Raw genomic sequence first — 18,933 nt, 5'->3', positions numbered from 1 at the left:
CGAGCTTGACCGCAGGTCGGCGTGTCAGTACAAATACGGAACAGACCAAGGCGGTGGAGGCCGGAACCGACGGGAAACGCAGTGCTGTCCGATGTGATCGACGTCGATCTACTTATCGAGCACCCACGCCAAGCGGTGTGGGATTTCCTCGTCGCGCCGGAATGGTATTCGCGTTTTTTTCGTGGCATCGGCGCAAGTGAACAGCTGCTCGAATCCGAGTCGGGTCGGCCGGCGGTCTTCTCGCTGACGATCGGCCCGCCGGATGCGAAGGCTCGCGACCACCGACTGCACATCGTCGTCGGACGCCGCGGCGAGGAATTCACGATCGAAAGTCTCGACACCGGAAGTTTTGTATCCGTCCGGCTTTTCGAGGCCGACGCGAATCGCACTCGAATCATCGCGACCTTCTTCAAACCAGGCGCGATCCATCCGAAGGTCGTCACCTACGACAATTCCGATCTGACCAATTGGACGAGGGACGGGATCGCCCGCGTCGGGGACTACCTCGCAGGCAGATCGACATCACTGGTTTCCAACTCGGGCGACTACCGCTCGCTGCAGTTGAGCATCGCCAAAACGATGGTCAAAACCGGTGTGGTGCGGGCAGCTCGCCCGGACAAGGGCATCCGCCAGCTCAACTCGCTGGCCAAGTGGGGCTTCAATCTCGCGGGCGGGTTCGCTGCGGCTGCCGCGCGCGATCCCAAGCACGTGGCGATCATCGACGAACGCGGCTCACGCACCTTCGCCGAGCTGCACGAACGTACTTCCCGCCTGGCGGGCACGCTGCCGACGATCGGCGTCACACCCGGATCGACCGTCGCGATACTCGCGCGCAACCACTCGGCGATGGTCGAAGCAATGGTGGCGTGCGGGAAGCTCGGCGTCGACCTCGTCCTGTTCAACACCGGTTTGGGCGCGCGGCAAATCGAAGAACTGATCGATCGTCACAACCCGGCGGTGATGTTCGTCGACGAGGAATTCGAACCCGTCATCGCCTACCTTCGACCCCAGCTGCCGAGGGTGAGTACGTCGCCTCGATCGACACCGTCCGGCCGCCTCACCTTCGACGAGCTCGTCGCGATGGAACCCCGAACCTTCGCTCGCCCAAGCGAACCGGGTCGACTCATCGTGTTGACGTCAGGCACCAACGGCAGCCCGAAAAGCGCACGGCGACCCGCACCGAAAGGCTTCGGCACCGTCGCCGCGATGTTGAGCCGGATGCCGTTGCAGATGAACGAAACCATGATGATCGCGGCGCCGCTGTTCCACAGCTGGGGTTTCGCGGCGCTGCAGATCAGCACCCCGATCCGATCGACGGTGGTGCTGCAGGACAAGTTCGACGCCGAAAGCTGCCTGCGGGCCATTTCGGTGAATCGCTGCACGTCGCTGATCGCGGTCCCGGTGATGTTGCAGCGAATCCTGGATCTGCCCGCCGACGTGCGCTCGCGCTACGACACGTCGAGCCTGCGCATCGTCGCGAGCAGTGGATCGTCGATGTCGGGTTCGATGGTCACAGCATTTATGGACACGTTCGGCGACATTCTCTACAACTTCTACGGCTCGACCGAGGTGTCGTGGGGAACGATCGCCGATCCCGCCGATCTTCGGGTTGCGCCGACGACCGCCGGGCGGCCGCCGCTCGGTACGCGAATCGACATCGTCGACGAGCACGGGAACCACTTGCCACGCGGCGCCGTCGGCAAGATTTTCGTCGGCAACGACATGCTGTTCGACGGGTACACGAACTCCGCACCACCGACCGTCGACGGAACCCTGATGGACACCGGCGACCTCGGCTACGTCGACGCGGATGGTCGGCTTTTCGTCTCCGGTCGCGACGACGAAATGATCATCTCCGGTGGTGAGAACGTCTTCCCTCGACCCGTCGAGGAGGCGCTGTCCTACCTGCCGCAGGTCAGCGAGGTGGCGGTGGTCGGCGTGCCCGATGCCGAGTACGGTCAGCGCCTCGTTGCTTTCGTCGTACCTCGTGACGGTGCGCGCCTCGACCAGGACATGGTCCGCTCCTATATTCATCACCGGTTGAGTCGGTTTTCCGTGCCGCGCGACGTCACTTTTCTCAGCTCGCTGCCTCGAACCGCGACGGGCAAGATCCTCAAGCGGATGTTGGTCGCACCCTCGTCCTAGAACGCGAAGTCGGGCCGCCTCGAGGGCGACCCGGCTTCGGGATCGAGATCAGCGCGCTAGGCGATCTTGCGGCGGTAGATCCGCATCGCGAAGAAGTACGCGACGATCAGGATGCCAACGCACCAGGCGAGTGCGATCCAGATGCTCGTGCCGACCGGTTGCTGCGCGAGCAGGTCGCGGATGGCGTTGACGATGGACGTCACCGGTTGGTGCTCGGCGAATGCCCGCACAGGGCCTGGCATGGAGTCGGTCGGCACGAATGCCGAGCTGATGAACGGTAGGAACACCAGCGGGTAGGAGAACGCACCCGCCCCGTCCGGGGTCGATGCTGTGAGACCGGGGATGACGGCAAGCCAGGTCAGCGCCAGGGTGAAGAGCAGCAGAATGCCTGCGACGGCAAGCCAGGCAGGCACTCCTGCGGAGGAGCGGAACCCCATGGCGAGGGCGACGAGCACGACGACAACGATCGAGATCAGGTTGGCGACCAGCGACGTCAGCACGTGCGCCCACAGGATCGCCGAGCGGGCGATAGGCATCGACTGGAACCGCTCGACGATGCCGTTCTTCATGTCCAGGAACAGCCGGTAGGCGGTGTAGGAGATGCCCGAGGCGATCGTGATGAGCAATATGCCGGGCAGCAGGTAGGTCACATACGAATCTGTTCCGGTGTCGATCGCGCCACCGAAGACGTAGACGAACAGCAACAGCATTGCGATCGGAGTGATCGCGGTCGTGATGATGGTGTCCATGCTGCGCGTGATGTGCCGTAGCGAGCGCCCTAACAGGTAGCGGGTGTCACCGAGGGTGTGGGTGGTCATGGCCGTTCCTGTCCTGTTCGCGCCGACTGCGCGGCTGCATTCGGGTTGCCGACGATCGCGAAGAAGACGTCCTCCAAGGTGGGACGCTTTTCGACGTATTCGACTTCGGCGGGCGGGAGGAGTTGCTCGAGTTCGGCGAGGGTGCCGTCGACGATGATCCGACCCTCGTGCAGGATCGCGATCCGGTCGGCGAGTTGTTCGGCCTCTTCAAGATACTGCGTGGTGAGCAGCACCGTGGTGCCTGCGTCGGCGAGTGCCCTGATGGTCTGCCACACCTCGACGCGAGCCTGCGGGTCGAGCCCCGTCGTCGGCTCGTCGAGGAAGATGACCGGTGGATTCCCGATGAGGCTCATTGCGATGTCGAGCCGACGACGCATGCCGCCCGAATATGTCGACACCTTTCGCGCGCCCGCGTCGGTCAGGGAAAAACGTGCCAAGAGGTCGTCGGCGACGGCGTGCGGGTTCGCCACGCGCCGCAGGTGCGCGATCAACACGAGATTCTCACGTCCACTGAGGATTTCGTCGACTGCCGCGAATTGTCCGGTGAGGCTGATGGATTGGCGGACTCGCTCCGGTTGCGTCGCGACATCGAAGCCGTCGACGGCCGCCGTCCCGGCATCGGCGGTGAGCAGGGTCGACAGGATCTTCACGACCGTCGTCTTGCCGGCACCGTTGGATCCGAGCAAGGCGAAGATGCTCCCACCTGCCACATCGAAGTTGACGCCTTTGAGCACGTGCAGGTCCCTGTAGGACTTCTCCAGTCCTTGCACCCGGATCGCCGGGGCTAGTTGTCGTGTCGTCATGTCGGGCGGCCTACCTTTCGGTTCCGGTGTCGCCGGCTGCACGCTCGATCGCGTCGGTCAGCCGGTCGCGTTCGCGGTTTTTCCACGAATCCTCTTGGTAGTTCTGGGCGAATTCGTCGATGAATTCGACAGGGTCATCGCCGACGACCTCACGGATCGGTGTTCCGGCCGCTGCACTCTGTTCGAACAGATCGATGAGATCGTCGAAGATCGCCACGCCGCCGCCCGGTCCCAAGACCATCAGGTACCGCTCGAAGGCTTGGACCGCCTCGCGATAGTTCTCGGGCAGCTGCTTCACCCGCACCTTGTACTGGCGCCACCGCCGTTTTTCGCCGAAATCGCCGAGCACCTTCGAGGCGAGTTTCGAGATCGGCTTCGAGTCGGACATGGTCATCTACCTCCGTCGTGGAGCTGCTGAAGTCGTTCCGAGAGGAAGCTCCACGTCCTCCAGAACTCGTCGAGATAGTCCTGTCCCGCAGCGTTGAGGGAATACACCTTGCGCGGCGGACCCTTTTCCGACGGGATCTTCTCCACGTCGACTAGGCCGCGCTTTTCGATCCGGACGAGCAGGGCGTAGATCGTGCCCTCCGCGATATCGGAGAAGCCCTGCTCCCGTAGCCACGTCGTGATCTCGTACCCGTACGCAGCGCGGACGGACAGGATCGCGAGGACGATGCCCTCCAACGTGCCCTTGAGCAGTTCTGTCATCTGTTTGCCCACCGAACACCTCCTCGTACTACTCAGTGTTAATGACTACTGGTAGATAGTGACACTGAGTAGAGGGTTGCGCAAGTCCCTATTTCGGCGACTTGTCCACCATCGGGTTTGTTGATCTCATCAATTAATGCGCATATAAGCATGTGTTACCGCCACGGCGACCAACCGCCGTGTTCGGTTCGTTCAGATGCGGAAACCTGGTCTCTGCCGGCCGGTAGGCCTCAGACGTCGAGATCCTCGATATGCGGGTTCTCTACTGCATCGACGACGATCCGGTACAGCTTCGCGGGAACGAGAGTTTGCAGTTCGTCGAGCGAATCGACCACATCGAGGGTGTACGCACCCCAGTCCAGACTCCCGACCCCAAGCATGCTTCGCAGACTGTGGATGCCGGTCAGATCCTTGAGCCAGTTCCCCGTGGTGCCCTTGCGCCATTCGGTCCATTCGGACCAATCCGAGCGCTGGAGATGGGCAACGAACTTTCCCGATCTGCCCTGATAGATCCGATACCGATCGTGCACGTGGCCGTCGTCGCTGTCACGACTCCAGTCGGCGAGTAGTCGGCCCGAAAAGCGTTGTCTGCGAGCACCATCCGGGCCGACACGCAGGACAACTTCGTCGAAGCCGGCGATGCGCCCTTCCTCGATCTCGATGAACCGCCGCAGTGCCGCGACGATCGCTCCGGACAGGTTTCCGCCGACCAACTCCTGCGCGCGTGCGAACAGCGGTTGATCCTCGTCCGACACATAGATTGTTTTGTTTGGCATACACGACCTCCCGATTCCGACTATACGTATCCATATACGTAGACGCAAGAGTTCGGGTCGAAAGCCATGCTCAGCGGACGGAAATTGCTGCGTCCCAATCGATGTGGTGATCGAACATAACCGCCGCGGACTTGTCGCCGCCCTTCGCCATCTTCCGCAGGAACATAGGAAGCATTGCGTCGCGGATCACCCGACCGACCGGACCGACGGCCTTGCTGTTGCTCGACTTCGCGCCGGCAGCAACGATGCGCTGGACCCGGGTCCGGCGCAGAGTTTCGTAGACGCTGCATGCGGTGGCTGTATCCGGTTGATCGCGAAGGCATTTGGCCAGGATCACGGCGTCTTCGATTGCCATCGACGCGCCCTGTCCGGACGCGGGAGACGTCGCGTGCGCGGCGTCTCCGATGACGATCATCGAATCTCGATGCCACACAGGCACTTCCGGTAGGTCCAAGGTCGGCCAGGCCCGGATCTCACCGGGTGTCGCTTCGATGATCGCCGTCGCAGGGCTGTTGTCCACCGACAGCAGGTCGCGCAGTTCGGAACGCCACTGCGCGTCGGTGATGGCGTCGACTTCTTCTGCGGTGGGTTGCTGGCGCCGAGGCGGATTGGCGAACCACCAGATCTCGCCGTTGCCGTTCAGCGTGTACGCGAAGAAGCACCGTTTGCCGAACATCATCTCGAAGGTTCCGGGTTCGACCGGAACCGAAACCTGTCCGCTCGGCACATAGCCACCGACATTGAGCACCGGCAGCGAGCGCGGCTTCGGCGCGCCGGGGTCGATGACCTGCCTGACCGCGGACCGGATGCCGTCCGCACCGATCAGGAGGTCGCCGTCGGCCATCGACCCGTCCGCGAACAGAGCACGTACGCGGCCGCCCGGCAGCGGTTCGGCACTGACGAACGTGCGGCCGTACTCGACTGCAACCCCTCGACGCGTCGCTTCGTCCTGCAGCGCGCCGTACAACTCCGCTCGTTTGATCGTGTGGGTCACGGTGCCGTCGGCAAGTGAGCCACCGAGCGGTATCGCGCCGAGCACCTTGCCTGTGCCACTGCGGAATACGAGCGTCGGCGTCGGAAAGCCGAGGCCGGTGACAACCGTGTTCGCGTCGATCGCCCGCAACGCGTCCATGCCGTTGACGGCGAAGGTGAGGAAAGCTCCGATGTCCGTTGCCGCGCGCGGATAACGCTCGTACACGGTCGAGTCGATTCCCGCTCGTTGCAGCGCCATCGCCGCAACCGGTCCAGCTACCCCACCGCCGACTATCAGCGCTTTCGTCATCGTTTTCTCCCGTCGCAGTTATTTCGTTCGGCCTAACGAAATACTACGCCGAGTGGGCTTCCTCGCCCACTATCTCGAGCATTCGGCGGAAAACTGACTAGTCGAGCGAATCTTGGGTGCTCAGGCCCATTCCTCCGTTGTGACAGACGTCCCGCAGAACTCCGTGGATCGTGTCGAGCGAGTCGAAGGTGGCGATCCGGCGTTGCATACGCTGAGCAGCGACCCGGTAGTCGGGGGTGTCGAGCACACGACGCACAGCTGCCGCGATCGCACGCGGCGTCGGCCTACCCGTTCCCATGTCGATGCCTGCGCCAATGTAGGCGATCCTGGCAGCGATTTCCGGTTTGTCGGCGGTGTCGCCCGCAACGATCAGCGGCACTCCGTGCGCGAGCGCGTAGTGCACACCGCCATAACCACCGTTGGTGATCATGACGTCGACGCGAGGTAGCAACTGTCCGTAGGGGACGTAGTCGACGACGCGGGCATTCGCTGCCGTCAGCCGAGGCCCGCGGGTTGTCGGCCGACCTGTCGTCGCGACAACGAGGCAGTCTTGGTCGGCCAACGCCTCGATCGTCGGTCCGATCAGCTGGTCGAGGTCGTTGTTGTCCCACGTCCCCTGCGTCACCAAGATCACTGCCGCCGGTCCGTCCAAATCGCTCCACCAGTCCGGAACAGGTTGTGCAGGAGGCGGGTCCGGCAGAACGGGACCGGTGAACAGCACTGTCTCCGGCATATCGCGGCGTGGATACTCGAACTCCGGCACCGTCAGCTGCAGCACCCGATCTGCCAAAACTGGCCAGTCGGTGATGAAGACCGGCGACCTGCCTCGCCCTGTCGTATGCAGGGTTCGGTCGAGCTCGCGCCGGATCGCGGCGAACATCACGCGGTGCACCACTCGCGTCATCACGTCGTAGTTCACGTTGGGCATGGGCTGCCAGCCGACACCGAACGGTGGTGTGTCGACGCTGGACAACGCGAGCGGCGCGACTCCGCAGACCAGCACGGGCGGCCGGGGTTCGTCACTGAGCAGCAGTGGGAGCACGCCGACGAACGCGACATCGACAAGGATCGCGTCGACCGGCTTTGTGTCCATCGCGGTTCGCAACGCTTGATGCTGCTGCTCCAGCGGCGCGATGAACACCGCACGCAGGTCCGCACGGCCTGTGAGCCAACCACGCATCAGTCGTGGCATCCACCGCGGTAGCTTCAGCTCCGGCGGATGGGGTATTGCCGCATCGGGGAGCGCTATTGCTCGTGCGCCGGACGCCGTGATCGCAGCGTCGTAGTCGACGCTGGTCAGCAGTTCTACCTCGTGTCCACGACGGCGCAGGTCAGCCGCTATATGCAGCATCGGAAGCACATGGCCGGGCAGTGGGCTGGCAGCCAGCAGGTAGTGCGCCACATGTCCTCTTTCTTCGTTAGCCCGTCGCTTTAAGGGTGCCCTACGCTACGGCTGAGCGGCCCGGGCCCCCGCCGCGCGGCACACCGGGCTGCGTTTTCCGGTTGCGTTCGACCAGCGGCGGGCAACCGCATACATGGCAAGCCCAGATTCAGGCCCGACACCCGACGACTCTCCCGGCCTCGAAGCAGGCGGCGGGGTCACACCCGGCGACACTCCACCCGATGCGGGCCAGACCTCCGGCCTCTCTCATCCGCAACCGATGCCGAGCCGAACGGGTCCGATCATCGCGCTGGTCTTGGTCGCTTTCTTCACGCTCGCCTTTGCAGTTTTCCTGGCCGCGCGCGTCTTCGCCCTGTTCTGACATTTCGGCACCGCACCGAGGCGGTAAAGTCGATCGGTGCCGACCGAGCCAGGCGATAATCCTCCCAGCGAACGAGAAGCCCTGGTAGGCGCTGTATTGCTGGGTGGGCGCGTCCTCAGCACCGCAGCCGTTATGTATCACTCACGCCTGGCGCAGCTGCAAGGTCTCAGCCATCCTTCCGATGCCAAAGCGCTCGACCTCATCGTCAGATACGGACCCATGACGGCCGGCCAACTCGCCGAACGATCCGGCCTCGCTCCAGCGTCGATCACCGGACTGATCGGCAGACTCGAAGCCATCGGCGCAGCTCGGCGCGTCCCACATCCGGACGATGGACGCAAGATTCTGGTCGAATTCAATCCGCAGTACGAGATCGACAATCTGCCGCTTTTCGACGACCTCGTCCGCCTGCTCCGCGGACAGCTCGACGACTACTCCGACGAACACCTGCAGGTGATCGCGAAATACCTCACCGACGCAGCCGAACTCCAGACCGAAGCGACGCGTCTACTCGGTTAGTGCGTCCAGGTTGTCGGTGAGGAAGCTGGCGTCCATCGCACGCGCGCCGAGGACCTCGGTCCACACGATGACGCCGTTGGCATAGATCCGGAACTTTCCGGCACCTTCGGGCAACAGAAACTCAGGACCGACCGGCGCGCCGAGCGAACTTTCCAAACCGCCCAGCTCGCGGTACTTCTCGTCGATCGGTGACAACGGTCCGACAACTTCGGTCTCACCGAGCATGGGCGCTGTGGACGTTCCGGGAGCAACGGCGTCCGGTGCGGTCGGGACCGGCTTCGCGCCGGGGACCGAAGCAGGCGGAGCCGACGCAAGTGCGTCCTCACCTTCACCGTCAGCGTCGCTCGATGCCGAGTACTCGGCGCGTAGGACGGCGCCGCCCTTCATCAGTACGACGCCGCTGGTGGATTCGACCGCCGTCGTCGTCCGCTCGTCTTCGGTGCCCGAACCGCCGTACACCTGGCAATCGGTGGTGTCGCAGGTCTGCGCGTAGTCGGTGCGCTTCTCGGCAGCGGCGTAGGACCGCGCGGCAATCGCTTGTGCGCGAAGCGCTTCCGCACCACCCTGGTCGGCCCAGTTGGGTTGCATCTCGACGGGGACGACGGCAAGCAGGTAGTCCTCGATGTCGACGTAGTTGACAGTGCGGAATGCGGCACCGTCGAGCGCGACGCCGAGCGAACCGCGATACGCCGTATCGCCGTCGCACAACGTGAGATGTTCGGCGGCAGGACGACCGGGTCCCGGATCGATCGGGTCGACCCAAGGATTGTCTGTCTCGCCCTCCCAGACGACGTTGCCCGTGCAGCCCGCGGTGATGGTCACGTCCGCACCCGACGCGGTCGGGGTGAGGTGCACGGCTTCGCCGGGCGCTGCTTGTCTGCCTGCAACGCTGAGCCCGGAGTCGGAATACACGTCGAGGGTTTTGTCGTCACGGCCCTGCAGGCGAACGGTGATCTGCGTCGTCGGCAGAGTTCCGATCGTCGCGTCCGGATAGTAGTGCGCGACAATCTGTTCCGCGCTCCACCCCTTTTTGGCGTAGTCGAGGGCACCGTACTGACCGAGTCCACGGCCGTGGCCCGAGCCGCGTTCGGCGATCGGTTCGGGATCGCCGGTCGGCGTGACGTCGACGCTCGACGTCAGCCAATGTGTCCCTGCCGCAGCAAAAATCAGTGCGGGAACCATTGCGGCGGCGGCCCAGCCACCGGTCGCGGGTCGCCAGCCGCTGCGCAGAGGTCGGCCTGCGGTGAAGCTCTTCTTACGCCCTGGAGACGCCCCACCTGGCCCTTTGACCAACCATCGTCCGGCTCGGATGTTGCGCATTTCGGGGTGCTCCTCGCGTTGCCTCGCTCGACACATCTTTAACTCTCTACTGGAGGTTGAGAGTTGGGGTAATTGTGGCTAGTGTGGCAACTGCGGCGCTAATTAGCAACATAAGCCCCATAAGTAACATCCGCATCACAAGTTTCAGACACACCCGAGCGGTTGCACGCGTTGGACGCACCGGGTCCGAACAATCGGACCCTGCTGCCGAGGACTGCATGGCTACACGAACGCCGCACGGGATGCACCACGGCCGCAACAACTATCAGGGAGATTCTCTTGCCGCACCGCCGACCGAAGAATTCGATCGTCCTTGCCGCAGTGGCAGCGCTTGCCGTTGCCAGCCCGTTCGTGGCCTCGACGCTCACCGACAGCTCACGTGACGACAACGTCCAGTCGACCAACATGACGTCGGTACCCACCGACATCGCCGAGATGGTCCTGGCGTCACTGCCCGACATCGTCGTGCCGCTCAAAGAGCTCACCGGCCTGAACCTCCCCGACCTGCGCCTGAGCGATCTGAAGAACCTGCCGATTCCGGCGAGAATTCCGGTTCCCGAAGGCTTGCCGATCCCAGAGGGTCTGCCGATTCCGTCCGAAATTCCACTGCCGAATCTGGACGGCATCACAGGCGGTGCGCTACCGACCGACCCGGGCACGCCCATCGCACCCGATCAGCTACCGCCCGACATCGTCGACCGCCTCGGCACGACGGTCAAAGAAGTGTCGCGGGAAACGCCGTTCAGCATGATCGCGCTGACCGCGAAAGACCTGACGTCCGCAGATGCCCGAGTTCGGGTGAAGCAGCCCAACGGCGAATGGGGTCAGTGGCTGTCGACCGAGCAGATCGATACCCGCCGCAACGACGGCACACCCGCCGGCGCGAAGACCGGAACCGAGCCGATCTACGTCGGAAATACAACGGCAGCACAGGTTTTGGTGACGCGCAAGAATGCGCCGGCGCCCGTTCCTGCCGCGCCCGATCCAGCAGCGCCCGTTCCCGCCGCACCGGCACCGAGTGGACCTGCTCCCGCGAGCGATCAGGCTCCAGCCCCGCTCGGCTACGTGCCCGCATCCTTCTCCAAGCCGATGCGTGAAGACCCGGCACCAGGGGAGGATCTGTCGGTCGTACTGATCGATCCAGGCTCCGCACCGACCGACGACGCACTAGAGGACATCGCCGAACCGCTGTCCAGTGGTGGACCGAAGGTGATCACCCGCGCGAAGTGGGGCGCAGACGAATCCATTCGCTGCGGGGAACCCACATACGACGACTTCATCGGTGGTGCCACCGTGCACCACACCGCAGGCAGCAACGACTACACCAAGAAGGAGTCCGCCGAGATCGTGCGAGCGATCTACGCGTACCACGCGCAAACCCTCGATTGGTGCGACATCGGCTACAACGCACTCGTCGACAAGTACGGCCAGATCTTCGAAGGCCGCGCAGGTGGGCTCGACAAGCCGGTTCAGGGCGCACACGCGGGTGGGTTCAACGAGAACACCGTCGGCGTCGCGATGATGGGCAACTACGACGAGGTCGAACCGTCGAAGGCGACACTCGAGTCGACCGGCAAGTTCATCGGCTGGCGCTTGAAGGTCCAGGGCGGCCTAGACCCGCAGGGCACAACGACGATGTACTCCGAAGGCACCGAATTCACCCCGTACGCCGAGGGTGAAGAGGTAGAACTGCCGGTGATCTTCGCGCACCGCGACGTCGGCAACACCGAATGCCCTGGTGAGGCCGCATACAACGACATGGACAAGATCCGTGACATCGCGGAGCGCACTGTCAATTCGTCCGGCTCGGACGTTCAGGCAAGTGCTCCCGACGCAGATCAGCTCCCCGATGCCGGCACCGATGCCGACTCTTCCCCCGCCCCGGCGCGACCGACACCGCCGTCCGCAGCGGAGAACGGCGGCCTGCCTGCACTCGCCGAGCAGCTCGTTCGACTGACCGACACCCATCCGATCGCACAACGCTGGGCGGCGCTCGGCGGACCGCTCGGTCAGCTCGGACCCGCACTGTCCGGAATTCTGCCCGCCAAGGACGGCCGTCAGTACGCGAAGTTCACCAACGGCTACATCTACAGCGCGCCGAGCGGACAGCTGGTCACGGTCGTCGGCAAGATCCTGCAGGAATTCATCGAGATGGGTCTGGACTCCGGCGCACTCGGTCTGCCGCTGACCGACGAGATTCCCATTCCCGAGGGCTACAAGACCGAGTTCGAAAAGGGCGCCCTGATCTTCAATCAGGCAACGGGCTTCGTCACCGCGATTCTCAAGACCTACAACGACGCCTACACGGAGGAATACAACAACCCGAGTGACGCTGCAGCTCCCCTACCTGCGCCTGCACCCGCCCCCGAGGCGATCGTGCCTGCGCCCGAGCCGGTCGGCTAGGGCGTGGTGGGGGTGTGTCGTAGGTAATGTCGATTCGTAATAGTGCGCCGCTGTCCTGGACAATGTCCGAATGGACGATCAGCAACCCGAGGCACGGCTGCCCGAGCCGCTCGAACCGGGCGTAACGATCGGCGAGCGCTATCGACTGCTCGAAGCGCACGGCGTCGGCGACGGACTGCAGTTCTGGCGCGCACACGACACCACCAAGAAACTGGATGTGGCGCTCACCCTGGTAGCGGGCGCGGTGGATTCTTTCGAATCCATCCGCGGCCGCACCATGCGCCTCAACCGGATCGATTCACCTGCAATAGCCCGAATTCGCGACATTCACGACGACGGTGACCAGACGATCGTCGTCGCCGATTGGACTGCAGGCACGTCGCTGGACGACATCGGAGCAGACGGACTCGCGCCCGACGCAGCGGCCAAAGCGACCAAGCCGCTCGCCGAAGTTGCCGAACATGCTCATCGGGACGGTTTGGCGGTCGCGCTCGACTACTCCAGCCGCATCCGCATCGATCCCAAGGGCGCGGCCGTACTCGCTTTTCCCGCCACCACCAGCAGAAACGACTCCGGATCCGACATCGTCGGGCTCGGCGCGGTGCTCTATCTACTGCTGACCGGGATCTGGCCGGAACGTGTCGTCGACGCGCAAGCTCCGCACACACTTCGGCCCGAAGTTCCGCAGGAAATGTCCACGATCGCGCTGCGGGCAATGGACGGCAGCGTCACCACCGCCGGCACCGTCGGACAGATTCTGCAGCATGCACTCACCACCGAGCAGCGCCCCGCCGCCGCGGCTCCGCTCGCAGCCTCGCCGACAACGACTGCACGATCGGGTGGCGGCATCGATCCTGAGACGAAACGCAAAGCTCTGATCGCCGGCGCAGCCCTGCTGGTCATCGCGCTGTTCGCCTGGTTGGTCTTCGCCTTCGCGGGCGGCACGTCCGATGATCCGATCGAAGATACGACGGACACAACTCAGATTCTGCCGTCGTCGAGTGCGTTGCCGGCTCGATCGACCACAACATCTGCGCCAGCACCGACAACCGTTCCCGCGCCTCCGGTAGTCGAAGCGACGGTTGCACCGCCTCCTGCGCCTGCGCCTGCGCCTGCTCCTGCCCCCGCGCCAGCACCCGCTCCGGCTCCGGCGCCCGCTCCAGCGCCGCCACCACCGCCACCTCCCGCGCCCGCGCCGGGTGCGCCCGAAATACTCCCGTGCTACCCGGGCTACACCCATCAGCCGGCACCCGACGGTCCGTGCCTGCCGGTCGGTGGCGTCGCACCGGCACCACAAGGCCCTGCGCCGGCACCGGCACCCGCCCCGTCCGGACCTTTGCCCTGCTACCCGGGCTACAGCCACCAACCGCCACCCAACGGACCGTGCCTTCCTGCGCGGTAAGCACCGAACACCAGGAATAATCGAGCGTTATGTCCGCCGAAACGATTCCTGACAACGAGTCGCCAGAGATATTGCTCGAGCTCGTCGACCCCGACGGCACGACCATCGGGCTGGCCGAGAAGTTGTCGGCGCATCGCGCTCCCGGTCGGCTGCATCGCGCGTTCTCGGTGTTTCTGTTCGACAGAGACGGTCGGATGTTGTTGCAGCGCAGAGCTTTATCGAAGTATCACTCGCCGGGGATCTGGTCGAATACCTGCTGCGGTCACCCGTATCCCGATGAGCCGCCGTTTCTCGCCGCAACGAGACGCGTCGTCGAAGAGCTCGGTGTAGCGCCGACAACCTTGGTCTCGGCAGGGACGGTGACATACCGCCACGTCGATCCGATTTCCGAACTCGTCGAGCACGAGTACAACCATCTGTTCGTCGGCTTGGTTGCCGACGAGCTGAAGCCGAACGTCGACGAGGTCGATTCGACGGCCTTCGTCGACGCGGGGGAGTTGGCAGCGCGCCGTGCCGAGACGGATTTTTCGAGCTGGTTCTCGACGGTTCTGGAGGCCGCACGCCCTGCGATCGTCGAGCAATTCGAAGGTTGGCGGGCCTGAGCCAGAATCCTGTGCGTTAGCTCCCGGAATCCGAGTGGAAGCACACAAGATTCGTGGGTCCGCTACCGAGGCAAACCCGAATCTGCGTCCGCTCGGCCGACCTTGCGAAAGTAGCTGGGCGCCATTCCTTCCCAGCGCTTGAAGGCGTGGGTGAAGTTCGCTGTCTCGGCGTAGCCGAGTTGGCTGGCGATCTCCTCGACGCCCGCTTCCGTGGCCAGCATCTCGATGGCACGCTGTCGCCGCACCTCGTCCAGCAGCGCACGAAAGGAGGTGCCCTCGGCAGCCAAGCGGCGACGCAGGGTCCGGGCGTCGATGTGCAGCTCGTCCGCAATGGCGGGCATCGACGGCAGCTCCCCCGGATTGTGGAGCAGCCGGCTGCGGACCTGACCGGCGACGCCGACGCGACCCAGACGTCGTGCGAGGAGCTCGTGACACTGCCGCTCGAACGCGCGTGCAGTGTTCTCATCCGCCTGTGGCAACCGAAGATCCAGCATCGATCGCGGCAAGACGAGCCGATTGCGCCGCTGGCCCGAAACCACACAGTCAGCGGAGATCCTCAACACCTGTCCGAGCAATGCGGCGCGCTCCGGGTCGAGCGTCGTTTCCACCCGCAACGGCGTGAAGTCGATCTGCACACCGCGCAAAGCGGCGGCAAGCCCAGCGACGTCACGCTCGACGACGAACGGCCTGATATCGGCAGGCAATTCGCTGTCGTCTGCCAGCACGTAAGCGTCTTCGGAGTCGCTGCCGATCGAAAACCGCAGGTGAGTCGGCGAGAGTGCGAGAAAGGGGATCGCCCGCTCGACCGCCTCCCGCAATGTCGGTCCGGCCAGCAGCATAAATCCGATCACGCCTGATCGACCGATCGTCGAATGCATGCCGACCTCGATGCCGACGCCTGGGCGGTCGCCGAGTCGGCGAACGATATTGCGGATCACCGCGAATTCCTGATGGGCCCAGATTTCTGTGCCTTCGTCGTCGAGGTCGCTATCGGTCAGTCCGGTACCCGTAAGGCAATCGGCCGCTGTCATGCCGTGTGCAATGCCACCCTGCACCATGATTCGCACGCCCTCGGTGCCGCGCGGCACGGCCCAGACCGGAGCAACAACCATTGTCCGAAAATACCAAATAGCTGTCCTGTGTGAACATTCAGCTGTTGGACAAATCTGCCTAATCTGTAAAACATGACGACCGCCATCGCTGTCAGCGCCGACACCGGCCTCGCCGAGGAACTGCAAAACTTGTATCGCACGACCAAAGCCCAGGTCGGCGACGACGACCTCGACCACATCCGCAACGTCACCGCATACGGGCAGGCGATCAACGCCAGGCGCGTCGAGTTGCTACACGACGGCAGCCCTCGTTCCGTTGTCCGCGCCGCCGTGCTCGAAACGCTGTACAGGGTGATGCAGTTCTCCGAACTCGGGCACAACATCATCCACGGCAGCTACGACGACCTGCCCAACGGCGGCGAGTACCACTCGGACCGGTACCGATGGGACTTCAACGTCGACGTTGACCACTGGAAGGTCATGCATCACGAAGGGCACCACCCGAACACCAACGTCATCGGCAAGGATCACGACCTCGGCTACAGCGTCGCGCGCGGCATGGCGGGCCAGGATTGGTTCGGCCATCACGTGGCGCAGGCCGCGATCATCGGCGGACTGTTGGCTGCGGCTCCGCAGGCCGCCCCGTTCTTCCTTGCGAACGTGGCACGGCTCGTCGCAGGCAAACCGTTCCTCAGTGGCTACACGCTGCGCTCGCCCGCCGAAATCGCAACGCGTGATGCGGTGCAGCGGTACCTACGCGAACCTTTGACGACCGGTGCGAACTTTCTGCCTGCCCTTGTCGCCAACTACCTCGGCGGCGTCGGCGGGTACTCGTCGGTGCTCTTCCTCGTCCTCATCGAACACCACGCGGGTGAGCTGGAAGTCTTCGCAGATCCCGGACCGGACGAGACGCCGGATCAGTACTACGAACGCCAGTTTCGGGCGACCCGAAACTTTCTCCGTAGCCCGGAGGTGGACAACTACCTCGAACGCGTCCTGCTCGAAGAGGTGCCGTTCGACAACCGCCCCGACTTCCGGATCTTCTACGGCGGTCTCGACACTCACATCGAGCATCACCTCTTCCCGGACCTCCCGCCTTCGAAGCAACGCGAAATCGCTCCGGCTGTGAGGGAAATCGCTGCGCGGCACGGTCTTCCGTACCACGAGACACCGCTGCTCGACACCCTGCCGCTCATCGTGAAGACACTGGCGGGCTTGTCGATCCCGTTGGGCGAGCGGGAGTACGGCCGGCCGTTGCGATTGCTGGCGCAGCCATTTTCACTGGTCCGCCGGCTCGCGTTCGGGGCGGCCTACAAGACGTTGCCGGAGGCGCCGTACCTGGGCAAGCCGCGGTTCTACAACGTGCCGGTGAAGGTCCTGTCTTCGAAGTCGGTGGCGAAAGGCCAGGCGCGTTCGGTCCGGCTGCAGAAGCCTCATGGCTGGGACGATGTCCAATGGGAAGCCGGTGCGTTCGTGTCGGTCCGGATGGAAATCGGCGGCGAGGTACTAGTGCGTCAGTACAGCCTGGTTCACGACAGCGAGTCGTCGAACACGATGGAGATCTGCATCAAGCGTGTTGTCGACGGCCGCGTCTCGAACCGACTCAACGACGAGCTGCGGGTCGGCAAGTACGTGACTCTCGTCGGTGTACCGACGACGTCCGGCGGGCTCGCGATGCGGTCCACACCTCGCAAGTCGTTGTTCATCGCCGGTGGCGTCGGCATCACACCGATCATTGCCCAGCTACGCCGGATCGCTCGTGAGTCGGCGGGTTCGGACGCGGTGCTGCTCTACTTCAACCGCGACGATCGGTCGATCATCTTCGATCGCGAGCTGCGAGATCTCGCGCATCGGTCAGGCATCAGGGTGTTGTTCTTCACCGACCGACCGTCTCGTCGCAGCCACATCATTCACGATCGGCTCTCCGAGCTTATGATCAAGCGTCATGTCGGCGACGTTGCCGAGCGCGAGACCTTCGTGTGCGCGCCGCCTGCCATGATCGAACTCGCACAGTCCGCATTGAGCGGTCTAGGCCTGCCCGACGAGCGTTTCCACACTGAGTCGTTCACCGCACCTGTACTGGAACGCCCCGTAGACGATGGCCGTCGCTACACTGTGCACTTCCGACGTAGTCGGAGTTCGGTCGAAATCGGCAGCGCCACAACTCTATTGGAAGCAGCTGCGAGCGCCGGAATTCGAGTACCGACCGGATGCGAGCGCGGGCTCTGTCGCGCTTGCGTGACACCAAAGCTCAGCGGCACAACGCAATTCGAAGCTGACGGTGACCAGTTGGCACGAATCACGGTCTGCAACAGCTTGCCGTGCTCGGATATCGAACTCGACCTCTGACCCAACGTCCAAATCCTGTGGCTTTACTCCCGGAATCCGAGTGGAAGCACACAAGATTCATCGGCGTCTAGCTCAGCCCCACCAGCGCTCGAGTACCTGTGCAACCCCGTCGTCGTGGTTGCTGGCCGTCACTTCGTTGGCGGCGGCGAGGGCATCGGGGTGCGCATTCTTCATCGCTACGCCATGGCCGACCATCGTCAGCATCGGCACATCGTTGGGCATGTCACCGAAAGCGATCATGTGCGAGGCGTCGAGGCGGAAATGCTCGGCAACAAGCTCCAACCCGGAGGCCTTCGTGACGCCGTGGGCAGAGACCTCGATCAGGCCGTTGTTGGTGGAGTAGGTGATGTCGGCGCGATCGCCGACCAACGGAGCAAGCGCAGCGCGCATCGACTCGCTCGTTGCGGACGGCAGCCGGATCAGGAGTTTGATTGCAGGCGAACTCAATACGTCCGCCGACGACGTTTCGGTGTTGTCCGGATTGAGCCAGGCATGTTCGTAGCCGGGCGAGCTGACGAACTGCGGCGTCGTCGCGTCGTGCGCGGACTTGCCGACCCGCTCGGCGGCCAGCCCAGCGCCAGGTAGCACCGTCAGGGCAAGTGCGGCAACCCAATCCAGCGTTTCCACATCGAGCACCCGTGCGCTCAGAATGCGGTCGGTGTTGGCGTCGTAGAGCACCGCGCCGTTGCCACACACAGCGAGCGGTGCGTAGCCGAGACCGTCGACGACCGGTGAGATCCAGCGCGGCGGACGTCCGGTCGCGAGGACGAACGGAACACCATCTGCGACGACCGCTGCTACGACAGCCTTGGTTCGCGCGCTGATCGACTCGTCGTTGTCCATCAGCGTGCCGTCGACATCGCTCGCGACGAGACGCGGTTTCGGATCGGGCTGCATCGGATCAATACTGCCTGAGTGCCGACTCGCCGTGGTGGCAGGGGATGCATCGGGACCGTGTCGTAGCATTCGCTCTCGGGGTCGTTCGGTGAAA

The 18,933-nt window shown here is 63.9% G+C and carries 17 protein-coding genes; 7 read left to right on the top strand and 10 right to left on the bottom strand.

Going from position 1 to position 18,933, the window contains the following annotated elements; translation table 11 throughout:
- The first annotated feature begins 81 nt into the window (after positions 1-81).
- Positions 82-2,145 (top strand): AMP-binding protein, encoded by a 2,064-nt coding sequence (locus JGU71_RS13560; protein WP_199704695.1) that lies wholly within the window; start codon positions 82-84, stop codon positions 2,143-2,145.
- 56 nt (positions 2,146-2,201) lie between these two features.
- Here the strand turns inward: JGU71_RS13560 and JGU71_RS13555 are convergent, their stop codons facing one another.
- The 7 genes from JGU71_RS13555 to JGU71_RS13525 all read right to left on the bottom strand — a co-directional run bounded on the left by JGU71_RS13555 (position 2,202) and on the right by JGU71_RS13525 (position 7,934).
- Positions 2,202-2,963: an ABC transporter permease gene (locus tag JGU71_RS13555; protein ID WP_199704694.1), complete on the bottom strand. Its 762-nt coding sequence runs from the start codon at positions 2,961-2,963 to the stop codon at positions 2,202-2,204.
- A complete protein-coding gene (locus JGU71_RS13550; protein WP_199704693.1) occupies positions 2,960-3,766 on the bottom strand; it encodes an ABC transporter ATP-binding protein in 807 nt (268 codons plus the stop codon). Before JGU71_RS13550 ends, JGU71_RS13555 begins: the two co-directional genes overlap by 4 nt.
- Before the next feature lie 10 nt (positions 3,767-3,776).
- Positions 3,777-4,160, bottom strand: coding sequence for a DUF1048 domain-containing protein (locus JGU71_RS13545; RefSeq protein WP_233529203.1), 384 nt, complete (start codon positions 4,158-4,160; stop codon positions 3,777-3,779).
- A complete protein-coding gene (locus JGU71_RS13540) occupies positions 4,157-4,486 on the bottom strand; it encodes a PadR family transcriptional regulator (RefSeq protein ID WP_307829643.1) in 330 nt (109 codons plus the stop codon). The genes JGU71_RS13545 and JGU71_RS13540 overlap by 4 nt, the downstream gene beginning before the upstream one ends.
- Positions 4,487-4,704: 218 nt before the next feature.
- Positions 4,705-5,250, bottom strand: coding sequence for an EXLDI protein (locus JGU71_RS13535; RefSeq protein ID WP_199704692.1), 546 nt, complete (start codon positions 5,248-5,250; stop codon positions 4,705-4,707).
- Positions 5,251-5,320: 70 nt separating this feature from the next.
- Complete coding sequence (locus JGU71_RS13530; RefSeq protein ID WP_199704691.1) at positions 5,321-6,532, bottom strand: FAD-dependent oxidoreductase; 1,212 nt, start codon at positions 6,530-6,532, stop codon at positions 5,321-5,323.
- A gap of 97 nt (positions 6,533-6,629) precedes the next feature.
- A complete protein-coding gene (locus tag JGU71_RS13525; RefSeq protein WP_199704690.1) occupies positions 6,630-7,934 on the bottom strand; it encodes a glycosyltransferase in 1,305 nt (434 codons plus the stop codon).
- Positions 7,935-8,067: 133 nt separating this feature from the next.
- On the opposite strand from JGU71_RS13525, the gene JGU71_RS13520 reads away from it, so the two are divergent.
- Entirely contained in the window at positions 8,068-8,295 is a 228-nt protein-coding gene (locus JGU71_RS13520; RefSeq protein WP_199704689.1) for a DUF6480 family protein, read from the top strand.
- A 36-nt stretch (positions 8,296-8,331) separates the two neighbouring features.
- Positions 8,332-8,814, top strand: a complete 483-nt coding sequence (locus JGU71_RS29860) for a MarR family winged helix-turn-helix transcriptional regulator (protein ID WP_199704688.1) — start codon at positions 8,332-8,334, stop codon at positions 8,812-8,814.
- On the opposite strand, the gene JGU71_RS13510 is transcribed toward JGU71_RS29860, so the two are convergent.
- Positions 8,803-10,134, bottom strand: a complete 1,332-nt coding sequence (locus JGU71_RS13510; protein ID WP_199704687.1) for a SpoIID/LytB domain-containing protein — start codon at positions 10,132-10,134, stop codon at positions 8,803-8,805. The two genes, JGU71_RS29860 and JGU71_RS13510, sit on opposite strands and share 12 nt — an antisense overlap.
- Before the next feature lie 279 nt (positions 10,135-10,413).
- On the opposite strand from JGU71_RS13510, the gene JGU71_RS13505 reads away from it, so the two are divergent.
- The 3 genes from JGU71_RS13505 to idi all read left to right on the top strand — a co-directional run bounded on the left by JGU71_RS13505 (position 10,414) and on the right by idi (position 14,541).
- Positions 10,414-12,537 (top strand): N-acetylmuramoyl-L-alanine amidase, encoded by a 2,124-nt coding sequence (locus JGU71_RS13505; RefSeq protein WP_199704686.1) that lies wholly within the window; start codon positions 10,414-10,416, stop codon positions 12,535-12,537.
- Positions 12,538-12,607: 70 nt separating this feature from the next.
- Entirely contained in the window at positions 12,608-13,939 is a 1,332-nt protein-coding gene (locus JGU71_RS13500; RefSeq protein WP_199705344.1) for a protein kinase family protein, read from the top strand.
- A 29-nt stretch (positions 13,940-13,968) separates the two neighbouring features.
- On the top strand, positions 13,969-14,541 hold the full coding sequence (gene idi, locus JGU71_RS13495) for an isopentenyl-diphosphate Delta-isomerase (RefSeq protein ID WP_199704685.1): 573 nt from the start codon (positions 13,969-13,971) through the stop codon (positions 14,539-14,541).
- Between the two features lie 62 nt (positions 14,542-14,603).
- On the opposite strand, the gene JGU71_RS13490 is transcribed toward idi, so the two are convergent.
- Complete coding sequence (locus JGU71_RS13490; protein WP_199704684.1) at positions 14,604-15,653, bottom strand: helix-turn-helix transcriptional regulator; 1,050 nt, start codon at positions 15,651-15,653, stop codon at positions 14,604-14,606.
- Between the two features lie 72 nt (positions 15,654-15,725).
- Here JGU71_RS13490 and JGU71_RS13485 point away from each other — a divergent pair, with 72 nt between their 5' ends.
- Positions 15,726-17,942 carry a fatty acid desaturase gene (locus JGU71_RS13485; RefSeq protein ID WP_199704683.1) on the top strand — a complete coding sequence of 739 codons (2,217 nt, stop codon included), beginning with the start codon at positions 15,726-15,728 and terminating at the stop codon, positions 17,940-17,942.
- A gap of 72 nt (positions 17,943-18,014) precedes the next feature.
- Here JGU71_RS13485 and JGU71_RS13480 read toward each other — a convergent pair whose 3' ends face one another.
- Positions 18,015-18,839 carry an HAD family hydrolase gene (locus tag JGU71_RS13480; RefSeq protein WP_199704682.1) on the bottom strand — a complete coding sequence of 275 codons (825 nt, stop codon included), beginning with the start codon at positions 18,837-18,839 and terminating at the stop codon, positions 18,015-18,017.
- Between the last annotated feature and the right edge of the window lie 94 nt (positions 18,840-18,933).

Source organism: Antrihabitans stalagmiti (assembly GCF_016482825.1).
GTDB lineage: Bacteria > Actinomycetota > Actinomycetes > Mycobacteriales > Mycobacteriaceae > Antrihabitans > Antrihabitans stalagmiti.
The sequence above is the reverse complement of the archived record's forward strand: the minus strand, read 5'-3'. Positions and strand labels throughout refer to the sequence as shown.